This is a genomic window from Azospirillum tabaci (genome assembly GCF_014596085.1).
GTDB classification, from domain to species: Bacteria; Pseudomonadota; Alphaproteobacteria; order Azospirillales; family Azospirillaceae; genus Azospirillum; species Azospirillum tabaci.
On the sequence record NZ_JACCJY010000012.1, the window covers coordinates 29,010 to 42,363 of the forward strand.

14 protein-coding genes are annotated in these 13,354 nt (G+C 66.1%); all 14 read left to right on the forward strand.

Annotated features, from left to right (window positions below):
* Entirely contained in the window at nt 1–459 is a 459-nt protein-coding gene (locus tag H0B54_RS13200; RefSeq protein ID WP_188260705.1) for a RusA family crossover junction endodeoxyribonuclease, read from the forward strand.
* Nucleotides 456–722 carry a hypothetical protein gene (locus H0B54_RS13205; protein WP_188260706.1) on the forward strand — a complete coding sequence of 89 codons (267 nt, stop codon included), beginning with the start codon at nt 456–458 and terminating at the stop codon, nt 720–722. The genes H0B54_RS13200 and H0B54_RS13205 overlap by 4 nt, the downstream gene beginning before the upstream one ends.
* Nucleotides 719–2,089 (forward strand): DEAD/DEAH box helicase, encoded by a 1,371-nt coding sequence (locus H0B54_RS13210; RefSeq protein ID WP_188260707.1) that lies wholly within the window; start codon nt 719–721, stop codon nt 2,087–2,089. The genes H0B54_RS13205 and H0B54_RS13210 overlap by 4 nt, the downstream gene beginning before the upstream one ends.
* On the forward strand, nt 2,086–5,220 hold the full coding sequence (locus tag H0B54_RS13220; protein WP_211109364.1) for a DNA methyltransferase: 3,135 nt from the start codon (nt 2,086–2,088) through the stop codon (nt 5,218–5,220). Before H0B54_RS13210 ends, H0B54_RS13220 begins: the two co-directional genes overlap by 4 nt.
* Nucleotides 5,220–5,414, forward strand: a complete 195-nt coding sequence (locus H0B54_RS13225; protein ID WP_188260708.1) for a hypothetical protein — start codon at nt 5,220–5,222, stop codon at nt 5,412–5,414. Before H0B54_RS13220 ends, H0B54_RS13225 begins: the two co-directional genes overlap by 1 nt.
* The gene (locus H0B54_RS13230) at nt 5,411–6,442 is read left to right on the forward strand and encodes a hypothetical protein (RefSeq protein ID WP_188260709.1); all 1,032 of its coding nucleotides are present in this window, start codon (nt 5,411–5,413) and stop codon (nt 6,440–6,442) included. Before H0B54_RS13225 ends, H0B54_RS13230 begins: the two co-directional genes overlap by 4 nt.
* A gap of 3 nt (nt 6,443–6,445) precedes the next feature.
* On the forward strand, nt 6,446–6,946 hold the full coding sequence (locus H0B54_RS13235; RefSeq protein WP_188260710.1) for a GNAT family N-acetyltransferase: 501 nt from the start codon (nt 6,446–6,448) through the stop codon (nt 6,944–6,946).
* A gap of 2 nt (nt 6,947–6,948) precedes the next feature.
* On the forward strand, nt 6,949–8,133 hold the full coding sequence (locus tag H0B54_RS13240) for a DnaA N-terminal domain-containing protein (protein WP_188260711.1): 1,185 nt from the start codon (nt 6,949–6,951) through the stop codon (nt 8,131–8,133).
* Nucleotides 8,130–8,888 (forward strand): hypothetical protein, encoded by a 759-nt coding sequence (locus tag H0B54_RS13245; protein WP_188260712.1) that lies wholly within the window; start codon nt 8,130–8,132, stop codon nt 8,886–8,888. The genes H0B54_RS13240 and H0B54_RS13245 overlap by 4 nt, the downstream gene beginning before the upstream one ends.
* Before the next feature lie 104 nt (nt 8,889–8,992).
* On the forward strand, nt 8,993–9,391 hold the full coding sequence (locus H0B54_RS13250; protein ID WP_188260713.1) for an HNH endonuclease signature motif containing protein: 399 nt from the start codon (nt 8,993–8,995) through the stop codon (nt 9,389–9,391).
* Between the two features lie 122 nt (nt 9,392–9,513).
* Nucleotides 9,514–9,933 (forward strand): hypothetical protein, encoded by a 420-nt coding sequence (locus tag H0B54_RS13255; protein ID WP_188260714.1) that lies wholly within the window; start codon nt 9,514–9,516, stop codon nt 9,931–9,933.
* Complete coding sequence (locus H0B54_RS13260) at nt 9,933–11,666, forward strand: terminase large subunit (RefSeq protein WP_188260715.1); 1,734 nt, start codon at nt 9,933–9,935, stop codon at nt 11,664–11,666. The genes H0B54_RS13255 and H0B54_RS13260 overlap by 1 nt, the downstream gene beginning before the upstream one ends.
* A gap of 132 nt (nt 11,667–11,798) precedes the next feature.
* Nucleotides 11,799–13,001, forward strand: coding sequence for a phage portal protein (locus H0B54_RS13265; protein ID WP_281390043.1), 1,203 nt, complete (start codon nt 11,799–11,801; stop codon nt 12,999–13,001).
* Nucleotides 13,002–13,010: 9 nt separating this feature from the next.
* Nucleotides 13,011–13,354, forward strand: a 344-nt coding sequence (locus H0B54_RS13270) for a hypothetical protein (protein ID WP_425490032.1), incomplete at its 3' end; no start/stop codon positions are given.

The window sequence follows — 13,354 nt, forward strand, 5'->3', positions numbered from 1 at the left end:
ATGGCAGCCCCGCAACAGAAATGGGTCTGGGGCGACTTCTTGGCCCGGTTCGTCATCCCCGGCGAACCGGCCGCCAAGGGGAATAGCCGCGAGATCGTCCAGTTCGGTGGGCGCGCGGCTCTGCGCAAGGGCGACAAGGCGCTCGCCTTCGAATCGACCGCCGGCCTGCATGTCCCGAAGCTGGAAGAACCCTACGACGGGGACGTGGGTGTCTTCCTGCGCATCTTCTACGCCAGCCGCCGGCCCGATCTGGACGGGAGCCTCGTTTACGACGCCCTGCAGAACCGCACGACCTGGATCGGGAAGGGCGAGGAGCGCAAGGCCCGCGTCGAGAAGCGGCTGATCGTCAACGACCGTCAGATTCGGCTGAAGCACGAGGAAGGGTTCGTCGATCCGGCCCGCCCGCGGGTGGAGGTCGCCGTCTACAAGGCGACGCTGATGCTGGCAGGTGCGGCATGAAGCTCCCACGCATCACCTACCATTCCGATGTCCAGCCGCTGCCCGGCTCGTACGTCGTTCCGCAGGGGCCGCGGGCGCGCACCTCGTATCTCGTGCTGACGTCGCGCGAGGTCATGCCGCGTAAGCCGCGTGATCACCGCATCTGGTCGCTGGAGGTTGAGCGCGTCGGCCGTGACGCCGTCCCGGCCGACGCCGTGCAGCATCTGAGCGATTGGATTCCGCGCGCCCGCAAGCCCCGGCCCGGCCAACGGAGGGGCGCATGAAGCTCCGCCCTTACCAGCAGAAGAACGCGGACGAGATCCTGGCGTGCTTGGCGCGCGGCGTTCTCGGCACCCTCTATGTGCTCCCAACAGCCGGCGGCAAAACGGCGGTAGTGGTGCGCGGCGTGATCCGTGAGGTGGTCAACCTCGGCTGGCCCGTCGTTTTCCTCGTCCACCGCCGCGAGCTTCTGCACCAGTCCGTCCGCACCTTGGCCCGCGTCGGCATCAAGGCTTCGGTGGTTGATCCTGACCATGATCCGGACCCCCTCGCGCTGGTCCACGTCTGCTCCATCGACACGCTGAAAGCCCGCAAGAAGCGGCTGGCCGGCTGGCTGCGCACGATCCGCCTCGTCGTCATCGACGAGGCCCACCACACGGTGGCGCCCGGCTGGCAGGCCCTGCTGGAGATGCTGATCAATGCGCAGCGGGTCGGCGTTTCCGCTACCCCCTTCCGCGGCGATGGCAAGCCGCTGGGCGCCCTTTTCGATGAGGTGGTGCGGGGCCCGACCGTGGCCGAACTGACCCCCGAGTGGCTGTGCCTGGCAGAGGTCTGGGCGCCTTGGACCCCCGACCTGACGTCCGTGACTATCAGCCGGGGCGACTATGTCGCGTCCGACCTCGAACGGGTGATGAACAACGACGCGGTGACTCGGCTCGCGGTCAACCAGTATGCCGCCCGGATGCCGGGAGAGCCGGCCATCGCCTTCTGCGTCTCTGTCGATCACGCCCGCTATGTCGCCGCGCAGTTCAGCGCCGCCGGCTGGCAGGCCGTCTCGGTGGATGGCAACATGGACCCCGACGCCCGCGATGCGGCGATCCAGGGCTTGGCTTCGGGCCGCTATCAGGTCCTGACCTCCTGCGAGATCGTCAGCGAGGGGACCGACGTTCCGGTTGTCGCCGGCGCGATCCTCCTCCGCCCGACTAAGAGCGTCCTGAAGTACATGCAGCAGGTCGGGCGCGTCCTGCGCATCTGCCACGGCAAAACCCGCGCCTGCATCATCGACATCGCCGGCAACGTCGACCTCCACGGCCTACCGGAGGCCGATCGGGTGTGGACGCTGGAGAGCGGGCTGGTCCCGCAGGTCCACCGCACGATCCGGTGCCCGAAGTGCCACCGCCGCTTCGCCCCCGGCCCGTTCTGCCCGAGCTGTCGCCACGAGTTCCGCTATTGGGACCGGCCCGCCGTGCCGCTGCTGTCCACCCTGGCCGACAGCATGATCCGCAACATGACGCTTTCAGACCTGGAACGCATCGCCACCAACGAGATGGACCTTCGCCGCATCGCACGGGTGAGGGGCTTCAATCCGGGATGGGTTCATCACGCGACCCTCCGCATGCGCGAACGGCAGAACGACCGGAGGCGGACATGATGGTCCCCGACGCCTACCGCTCCTTCCTGGAGCGGAAGATCAAGACGGCCGTCGCCATGGGCTTCACCGTGGACGATGCCGAAATCAACCCGCTGCTGAAGCCGCATCAGCGCGCGATCGTCCGTTGGGCTGTCCAGGGCGGTCGCCGGGCCATCTTCGCCAAGTTCGGCCTGGGCAAGTCGGTCATGCAGCTGGAGGTGCTGCGCCTGATCCTGGCCCGTGCCGGCGGGCGGGGGCTTGTCGTCGCCCCGCTTGGCGTCCGGCTGGAGTTCATGCAGGACGTGCACAAGCTGAACACCGGGGACGATCCCGCCTTCACCGACGAACAGCGCACCGCGCTGCGCCGGTGGCAGGCCGGGCATCCGGAGCGGATTATCTCCATTCGGTTCATCCGCACCATCGACGAGGCGGACGCCAACGGCCTCTACATCACGAACTACGAGACGGTCCGGGACGGCAAGCTCGACCCGAACGAGTTCACCGCGGCCAGCCTGGACGAGGCGAGCGTGCTGCGCTCCTTCGGCTCGAAAACCTACCAGACCTTCCTGACCTTGTTCGACCGGGTTCGGTTCCGCTTCGTCGCGACCGCCACCCCGTCGCCCAACCGGTACAAGGAGCTGATCCACTATGCCGGCTTCCTCGGCATCATGGACACCGGGCAGGCTCTGACGCGATGGTTCCAGCGCAACAGCGAGCAGGCCAACGACCTGACCCTGTTCCCGCACAAGGAGCAGGAGTTCTGGGCTTGGCTGCACAGCTGGGCGATCTTCCTTCAGCGGCCATCGGATCTGGGTTTCAGCGACGAAGGCTATGACCTGCCCGAGCTGGTGGTGCGGTGGCACGAGGTGCCCAGCGACATCGCCGCCGCCGGCTACGAGCGGGACGGGCAGGGCATCCTGTTCCGGGCCGGCGCCGTCGGGCTGGCCAGCGAGGCGAAGGAGCGGCGGGACTCCCTGCCGGCCCGCATCGCCAAGCTGCGCGACCTGATCGAGGCGCGCCCGGACGATCACGTCGTGATCTGGCACGACCTTGAGGCCGAGCGGCGCGCCATCGAGGAGGCTCTGCCGATCCGATCCTTCGGGATGTGGGACGAGTTCCGCGACGGCCATCCGACCGGCATCGAACTCTACGAGCGGCACTATTCCGCTCATCGGTATGCAGACGGTCGCGAGCGCAACCTCTTCGCTGGCCCCGGCTTCAAGACGGTTCTGCTTTCCCGCGACCGTAAGGCCCTCTTCGTCTGGCGGAAGTTCATCGACGACTCCGGGCAGCAGGGCATCAACTGCGCGGTCTTCCGCAACGAAGGGTCTGGCACGTCGTCAGAACTGATCCGCGAAGCAATGGCAATCGCGTGGGCTCGTTGGCCGGGCGAACGGCTCTACACCTACGTCGATCCCCGCAAGGTGCGGTCCGCCAATCCCGGATACTGCTTCCAGATGGCCGGCTGGACGAAAGCCGGTTGGACGAAGGGCGGCCTTCTCGTTCTGGAAGCATTGCCGGGCTGTGAAGTTCCTGAGGTGCGTCCAACCAACGAACTCCGGTCCGTCTACGGGACGCAGGATCTCGACGAGCGCGAGGCCGCCATCATCGACTTCAGCGAGGGTCGGATCGCCCGGCTCTCCACCAAGCCCGTCATCGCCGGCAGCGGCTGCAACTTCCAGCGCCACTGCGCCTGGGCCGTCTTCGCCGGCGTCTCCCACAAGTTCAACGACTTCATCCAGGCCGTCCACCGGCTGCACCGCTTTCTCCAGCCCCGCACCGTGGAGATCGACATCATCCACACCGAGACGGAGCGCGAGATCGTCCGGGACCTCCAGGCCAAATGGGCGCGCCATAACGAATTGGCGGACCAGATGAGCGAGATCATCAAACAGCATGGGCTGAACAGCCTGTCCATGGTCGAGGCGCTGACGCGCTCCATCGGCGTCGAGCGGCTGGAGGTGTCCGGCCAGGGCTGGACCGTCGCCAACAACGACTGCGTGGACGAGGCCCGGCGCATGGCGACCGACAGCGTTGGGCTGATCGTGACGTCCATCCCCTTCAGCAACCACTACGAATACACGGCCAGCTACAACGACTTCGGCCACACGGACAATAACGGCCATTTCTGGGAGCAGATGGACCACCTGACCCCGGAGCTGCTGCGCGTCCTGCAGCCGGGCCGGCTGGCCTGCATCCACGTCAAGGACCGGATCGTCTTCGGCAATGTCACAGGCAAGGGCGTGCCTACGGTCAGCCCGTTCCATGCCGAGGCGATCTTCCACTACATGCGGCACGGCTTCGACTACTTGGGCATGCACATCGTCCTGACCGACGTGGTGCGGGAGAACAACCAGACCTATCGCCTGACGTATAAGGAGCTTCGCAAGGACGGCACGAAGATGGGGCAGGGGTGCCCTGAATACGTGCTGATCTTCCGCAAGCCGCAGAGCGACCGATCCAAGGGCTACGCGGACTCCCCGGTGACGAAGACGCTGGAGGAATACAGCCTCGCCCGCTGGCAGGTTGACGCGCACGCCTTCTGGCGGTCGAGCGGAAACCGCTTCCTGACCGCGGAGGAGCTGGAGGGGTTCGGGCCGGACGTGCTGGCGAAGGCCTTCACCGATGCGACCCTGCAGGCGGTCTACGACTTCGAGGCCCACGTCCGGATCGGCGAGGCCCTAGCGGCGCGTGGCGCCCTGCCCAGCAGCTTCATGAGCCTCGCGCCGGGCAGCTGGTCGGATGCGATCTGGCACGACGTGAATCGCATGCTGACGCTGAACGGCGAGCAGTCCAAGCGCGGGCTGGAGATGCACGTTTGCCCGCTCCAGTTCGACATCGTGGACCGGCTGATTGTCCGCTACAGCAACCCCGGCGACGAGGTGTTCGACCCCTTCGGCGGGTTGATGACGGTGCCCTACCGCGCGCTGAAGCTGAAGCGTCGGGGCCGGGCGTCCGAGCTGCACACGGGCTATTTCCTCGACGGCGTGAAGTACCTCCAGGCCATGGAGCGGGAGGTGTCCATGCCGTCCCTCTTCGACCTCATGGAGGCTGAGGCCCTGCCGGCGAAGCTGAAGGCGACGACATCGGCCAAGCCGGCGGCTCGGCGCCGCCCGACGCCGCCGGCCGACAGCCTGCTGGAGGTGGTGTGATGCACCGCGAAACTCAGACCGAACCGGCAGCGCGCCCGGTGATCCTCGACGTTCCCGGTAAGCTGCTGGTGCTCGCGCTGATCGGCGCCGACGGCAAACTGCAGGGCGTCGAACTGGAGCCGCTCGACGCCCTGGCGCTTGCGGTGGACCTCACCACCTCGGCCCGGCGCCGGCTGGCGGGAGGTGGGCTGTGACCCGCGCCCAAGCCCATCCATTTTTCTCCGGCATTTTCGGTCCGGATCAGCACGTCTTCATGGCGAGCGGTGGAGGCGGCACCTTCAAGGCCGTCCAACGGCTCGTCCAGCGCGTTGGCACCGACCACCTCACGCTGCTGTTCTGTGACACGCTGATCGAGCACCGGGACTGCTACAAGCTGCTCGCGCTTACGGCGTTTACGGCGTTCGACCGGCAGGGCTCGAACTCGGCGGCCCATATCCTGACCCTGATCGATGCTCTGCCGGAGTATCACGAAGACCCGGCCCGTCGCGCCCAGCAGTTGGAAGAAATTCGGCAGGCGATGGCTCTGGCTGTGCCGCAGCTCGTCTGGCTTGCCGATGGCCGCGATCCTTGGACGCTGTTCTTCGAGCGCAAGTTCCTGGGCAACAGCCGCGTGGATCTGTGCAGCAAGGAACTGAAGCGGGACGTCGCCGACCGCTGGCTCAAGGCCAACCGTGACCCCGCGGTGACTACCGTCTACCTGGGCATGGACTGGACGGAGGAGCATCGGTTCATTGAGGCGCAGGCCCGTTACGCGCGAACCGGGTATCGGTGCGAGGCCCCGCTGTGCGAGGCGCCCTTCCTGCCGGCGGACTGGAAGGTGGATCTGTACTCCGAGTTGCTTGCGCTCGGCATTGCGGTCGAACTGTACCGGCTCGGGTTCCCACACAACAACTGCGGCGGCTTCTGCATCAAGGCCGGGCAGGCATTCTTTGCCCTGCTGCTGCGCACGAGGCCAGCCGTCTACGCCTTCCACGAGGCGAAGGAGAAGGCAATCCGGCTGATCCTGGGAGACGTGTCGATCCTGAAGGACCGGCGCGGTGGCGTGACCAGGACGCTCACGCTGGAGGCGTTCCGCCTGCGTTTGGAGGCAGGCGGCGGCTTCGACAAGACCGACTTTGGCTCATGCGGTTGCATGGGTGAATCTCCCGACGAACCGACCGGCGACGTCCCCCTCGACATGATCTATGGCGACGGCTCCGTGCAGCCGCTGCTGGTGAGGTGAGCCATGACCGCGCTGACCCGCAACGTCTCCATCCGCGCCTTGACCCGCGACGACGTGCCGGAGGTGATTGACCTCCTCCAGTCCTGCCACCGCCGGACGGACGGCACGGTGCCTTCGCGCTACGGCGAATCGGCCCTGCGCAGGATGCTCTACGACGCGACGGCTGCCATCTGCCCGCACGGCTCCAACGTGCTGGTGGCGGTGGTCGACGGCGACATCGTCGGCGTGGTGGCCTACCGCTCCGCCTTCATCTCGGCGCTGGGCTGGGAGATCGCCTATTGGGGCACGTCGCCCCGTCATCAGGGGCACGGCGTGGGTGGGCGCCTCCTCGATGCGGCGCTGACGCAGATCCGCCACGGCGCCGCGCCTGACCACTTCGTGTTGGTCCGCACCGCCCATCCGGCCGCCTTCGCGCGGCGTGGGTTCCATCCGTTGCCCGATGACGCGGCCTTGATGCGGGCGCAGGTCCGGGGCTTGCGGATTTTCGAGCTGGAGGAAGCGTGATCATGACCGAGAACCTTCCCCATCCTCTGGTTCCGGCAGAGGTCGACATCGCGAAGCTCGACGGCTTTATGCTGGACACGCGACGCGTCCTCTCCTCCGAGCTGCTGGCCCTGTCCAGCGGTGACGAGTTCAAGGCCGCGGTCACCCTCTGGTGCCGAGCGTGGCAACAGCGGCCGGCGGCCAGCCTTCCCAACAACCCGACCATCCTGGCGAGCTTCGCCGGCGTGTCGCCCCAGCGCTGGGCCAAGATCAAGGACATGGCCCTGCGCGGGTTCGTCCTGTGTAGCGACGGCAGGCTCTATCACCGGGTTCTCGCTGAAGATGCCATGCGCGCATGGGAGGCTCTGACCAAACGTCACGACCGCACAAAGAAGGCCACTGAAGCACGGAAAAAGGGCCGCGACGAAACCCGTAACGATGATCGTGACGATGCCGCCGACGATGCACGTAACGCGCAACGTGACGATGACCGTAACGACCAACGTAACGAGGTCCCAACAGTTGCGCGCGACAGGACAGGACGGGACGGGACGGGACGGGAGTCTAGTACTGGAATCGTAGAATCCTCGGCTGGCAGGCCCCGCGCACCCGCGCGAGACGAGCCCAGCCCGCCCGCCGATGGCGATGATCCAGGGGTTTCCCAGGCGGTCAGCGCCATCCGCCGCTCCGTGGCCGAGGCGTACGAGCGCTGGTTCGACCTGCCCGACCGGCCGTTGACGCCGGCTGACGAGGAACTGCTGGCGGACTGGATCAACGCCGGAACCGCCCGTGGGCTCAAGCCCGCCGAGGCGGCGGACGCCGCGGCTGCGGAGGTCCAGCGCCAGTTCAAGCGCTTGGCCGATCGCGACGGTGGGCCGCCCCGCAGCCTGCGCGCCGTCCTCGACGCCGACGTCCGGTCGGCCATCGCCAACGCCCGGCCCGGTCGCGGCGCGTCGGGGGGAGGGAGCCGACTGCCGGAACCGCCGACCCCGTATGCCGGGCACCTGACGGCGCAGGAGTTCTCGTCCTGGGTTGCGCCATGCCGGGTCGCCGAGTGCGACGGCGTGGTGACCGTCGAGGCACCGACGCGCTACGTCCACGACTGGATCGTCGCCAACCTGACCGACAAGCTGCGCACCGCCTGGGGCGCGCAGTCGGTCGAGGTCAGCGTGGTTGCCAAGCCTGCGCAGGCTGGGGGTGCGCGATGAGCGCCAGCTCGACGGCCCGCCGAGTGGACCTGGAGACGCTAGTGATCTGGGCTGTGAAGACCCAGCGCGCCGACTGCGACGACGTTGGTCTGTTCGACATCGAGCGGGAGGTTGACCCACACCTGAGCCGCCGCCCGCTGGTCTCGACGGACGGGGTGGCGACCATGCTGCGTCGAGGCAACCTCGGCTGCCAGGTCGATGGCGGAGGCCTCCTCCGCACGCTGTCGAGCCGCACCCATCCGGACGCAGAAGCGGTCATGGCCGCGGTCAACCGTGTTCGCGATTTGCGTCGGAGGGGGCTGGTGCTGCACTACGCCCGCGCCGGGTATCGCCCGGACTTCGAGAGCGGGAAGCAGCGGCTGGTGGCGATGCCCGCCAAGTCGGGAGCAGGGCGGGGGAACAGATGCCGGATTGAGGGCGAATGGGAGCCGACACCCGAGCGGTCGGTGATTGCGCGGCGCATGATGGCCGCCGGGCGACCGATTGTGGACCGTCACGGGCGCAGCGAGATCGATGCCGCTGAGCGCGGGTTTCGGTTCGACTATGGGACGGACGGTCAGCGTCGGGTGTTCGTGCGCTGGTGCCCCCTCGTGGAGGAACCGAGCCTGACGGAGATCCGGGCTGTCAACGAAACCTACGCAGAGTGGCATGCCGGCATGATGATGCTGCTCGGGCAGCTCGTGGGCGTGCCGCTGAGGGAGTTCCGACTGACTGGGTTCAAGGCGCCTACATGCCCATGGGGTGAAGGGGCTTGACGGGCTCCGCGAAAAAGGGGTAGACAGCCTACACGAGCTATTCGTGTCACAGCCCCGCCGGAGAGATCCGGGCGGGGCTTTGTCATTTCTGGAGGTTGCCGGTCATGGGAAGACGCCTCTCCTGCCTGCCGCCGCGCGTTGCCAAGCTCGATGTGAGCGTTGCCGCCCTGCCGCCGAAGGAAGCCGACCGGTTCTACCTGTCGATCGAGTGGCGCAAGCTCGTGGCCAGCCTGATCCGCACCCGAGGGCGTCGCTGCGAGCGCTGTGGCAAGACGCACGAGGACGACGGCGGCTCGGTCAAGCTGATCGGAGACCACAAGGTCGAGCGGAAGGATGGCGGCGCCGAACTGGACCCCGCGAACATTGAGCTGCTGTGTGCTCGTGCGGGGGGCAACGGCAGGCCTCGGGCGGATGGTGGGCGGGGAGGGTGCCACGCCGCCAAGACCGCACAGGCGAGGGCGCAGCGGATGGCCACGGTGTACCGGCCTGGCCCGAGGGGGTAAGGGGGTCAATTCTCCAGGGCGGCTTGGGGGCCCAACCGGTCTGGGTGTCATGCGGAGAATTTTTCCGATCGTCCTGAGAATTTCGGCCGGTTGATTTTTAGACAGGAATCCGGAGTTCGGTCATGGCTCGTCCGGAGTTCAAGCCGACGCCGGCACAACGTCGGCAGGTTTCGATCCTGGCTGCGGCGAAGGTGTCTGAGGTGGACATCGCCGCGGCGCTGGACATCGCCAGAGGCACGCTTCGCAAGCACTTCGCCCAGGAGCTTAAGACCGGCAAGTCCAAGCGCAACGCGGCAGTGATCCAGGCAATCTACAAGCAGGCTCTGTCTGGAAACGTCAGTGCCCAGCGCCTGTGGGTGAAGGTGGCTGGCCTGGACGTTCCGAGCTTCCCGAACTTCGGGGACGAGCCGGAGGAGAAGCCGGTGAAGACGACGAAGCCGAAGTCCGTTGGCAAGAAGCAGGCGGCGCAGGAGGCTGCCGTCACGGCTGGGACCGGTACCGAGTGGGGTGACGACCTCGCGTTCAACGGTCGGGTGAACTGATGTCCGATCCCATGGTCGCTGCATCGGTCTGGGACACGTCCTGCCCGGATTGGGAGCAGCGATTGCTATTGGGTAAGGCTCTGGTACCGGAACTGCCGCTGTTTCAGATGGAGGCGGAAAGGGCGCTGCGAATCTTCAACCGCCTGCGGCTGCCCGACGTGATCGGCACGCCGACGATGGCCGAAGGGGCGGGCGACTGGTTTCGCCGGATCGTGGAAACGCTGTTTGGGTCGTATGACACGACGACGAACAGGCGGATGATCCAGGAAGTGTTTCTCCTGGTCCCCAAAAAAAATGGGAAGAGTTCGTACGCCGCCGCCCTGATGGTGGTCGCTCTGATCGTCAACCGAAGACCAAACGCGGAATTTCTTCTGATCGCTCCAACGAAGAAGATTGCCGACATTGCTTTCAAGCAAGCAGCGGGCATCATCGATGCGGACGAGGAGCTGAAGAAGATATTCCACCCGCAGGAGCATCTTCGGAAAATCACGCACCGCAACAGCAAGGCGACGCTGGAGATCAAAGCGGCCGACACCGACACCATCACCGGATCGAAGTCGACCGGCATCCTGGTCGATGAGACGCACGTGTTCGCGAAGAAGCCAAAGGCGGCTGACATCTTCGTCGAGATCCGGGGCGCGCTGGCGGCGCGGCCGGACGGCTTCATGATCCAGATTTCGACCCAGTCGAAGGAGCCGCCGGTTGGAGTGTTCAAGTCGGAGCTGGCGACGGCGCGTGATGTCCGTGACGGCAAGCTGAAGCTGCCGCTCCTGCCGGTGATCTATGAGCTGCCGGACCGGCTTATGGGCGAGGATGGGAACGGCTGGAAGCAGTCGGAATACTGGCCGCTGGTCAACCCGAACATGGGCCGATCGGTTCGACTTGACTTCCTGGTCAACGAATTGGTGAAGGCCGAGCGCGAAGGCCCTGCGCAACTCGCGCTGCTGGCGTCCCAGCACTTCAATGTCGAGGTCGGTTTGCGGTTGCGCACCAACCGCTGGGTGGGCGCCGATCATTGGGAATTGGCCGGTGATCCGAGCCTGACCAAGGATGAAATCCTGCGGCGGTCGGACGTGGTCGTGGCCGGCATCGACGGCGGCGGTCTCGATGACCTCCTGGCGCTTGCCCTGCTGGGCCGGGACCGCCTGACCCGCGAATGGCTGCTTTGGGTGCACGCCTGGGCGCACAAGTCGGTGCTGGAGTTGCGCAAGGCGGAGGCGTCCACGCTGATGGACATGGTGAAGACCGGCGACCTGACGCTGGTCGACAGCCTTCCGGACGACGTGGAGCAGCTCGTGAGCATCCTCGAGGAAGTCGATGATGCGGGGCTACTGGCGCAGGTCGGCTTGGACCCCGCTGGCGTCGGGGCCATCGTGGATGCTGCGGCGGATAAGGGGATTGGTGGGGAGCAGGACTCCACCGGCAAGAACCGCGTCGTCGGTGTCTCGCAGGGTTACACGCTCAATGGAGCAATCAAGACGGCGGAGAGGAAGCTGGTCGACCTCACGCTCGTCCACTGCGACCAGCCGATCATGGCCTGGGCCGTGGGCAATGCGAAGTCCGAGCAGCGTGGTAACGCGGTGATGATCACCAAGCAGGCGTCCGGGGCCGGGAAGATCGACCCTCTGATGGCGACCTTCGACGCGGTGACGCTGATGTCGCGCAATCCGCAGCCACCGGAACATTGCCGGCTGTCGCCCTACGAAACCCAAGACCTCATTTTCGCGGGCTAACGACACATGACCGAGCTTCCACGCATCCGTGTCGCCGCTCCGTCGCGGGTGGTGAGGGCGGCAGCGCCGGCTGTGCCCGCCGCTCCACCGGCTGTGCAGACGGGCCTCCATGCTGGATTCGCGTTTGCGGGAATGGGTTCGGGGTCCACGGCTGGGCCGGTGGTGAACGCTGAGACGGCCATGCGGGTGACCTCGGTGTGGCGCAGCATCTCGCTGGTGTCCGGCACGATCTCGACGGCGCCACTGATGCTCTACCGCCGTGTCGGCAACGGCAAGGAACGGGCGATCAAGCACCCTCTTTACCGGGTCGTGTGCCGTCGCCCGAATGGATGGATGACGCGCCTGGAGTTCTGGCGCCTGCTGATGACGTGGCTTTTGCAGCACGGCAACTCCTACGCCTTCATCCAGCGGGATGGGCGTGGGCGCGTTGTGGCGCTTCTACCGGTTCATCCGTCGCTGGTCCGGGTCTATCGAGCCTTCGACGGCACGCCGATCTATGAATTCAGCATCTGGTACGGCACCGAACGGTTCCGCGTTACCGGCGACAACATGTTTCACCTCCGCTGGGGTGCGGTGAACCCGTACCTTGGCATGTCGCCCATCGCCGTGCATGCCGAGGCCATCGGTGACGCCATCGCCGCGCGCCAGTTCGGTAGCCAGTTCTTCGCAAACGGCGCTGCGATGTCCGGCGTGCTGTCTGTGCCAGGGCAGCTCGGTGAGGACGCCCAGCGCCGTATCGCGGCTCAGTGGGCGGTCAACTACTCAGGCCCAGCCAACGCCCATAGAACGGCCGTGCTGGCCAACGGCGCGAAGTATGAGCGCATCGGAATCCCGCCGAACGAAGCCCAGTGGCTGGAGCTGCGCGGGTTCCAGGTCGAAGACATTGGCCGCATCTATGGCGTTCCGCCGCACCTTCTCGGAGCCACGACGAAATCCACCAGTTGGGGAACGGGCATCGAGCAGATGACGCTCGGCTTCATCAAGTTCACCCTGAACGAGCACTTCGCAAACATCGCCCAGAGCTGTGACCGGGACCTGCTGCTTGAAGACGATGACGACGAGTATTTCTTCGAACATGACATCTCCAACTTGGAGCGCGGAGACCTCAAGAGCCTGCTGGAAGCGATGTCGAAGGGCTTTAGCTGCGCGGCGGTGAACCCGAATGAAATCCGCGAGCGCATCGGGCTCAACCCGTACGCGGATGGCGAAAAATTCTTCTATCCGGTCAACACCGCGCCCAACAGCGACTTGGCGGCAGCCGGCGCGGCAGGCATGTCCGTGAGCGACATTGCCGCGGCTGTTGCCGAGATCCTGCTGCCCCACCTGCAAGACTGAGGAACCTCAATGCCCAAGCCCCAATTGGTTGAGGCCGGCGAGTTCAAGCGCGCGGCCAAATCCGCCGCCGACACGTCCGGCATGGTGCTGGTGAAGACCGGCGCCTTCGGTACCAAGATCACCGACGAGGCGGCGCGCACCGTCGATTTCGTCATCTCCACCGCCTCCGAAGACCGGGAGAACGACGTCATCTCCCTGTCGGGCTGGCAACTCAGCAACTACCGAAAGAACCCGGTGGTGCTCTGGGCTCATGACAGCAGCGACCTGCCGGTCGGCAAGTCACTGTCCGAGACGGTGGATGGGAAGGCGCTGCACTCGACCTGCCAGTTCGCGACGAAGGACGAGAACCCGTT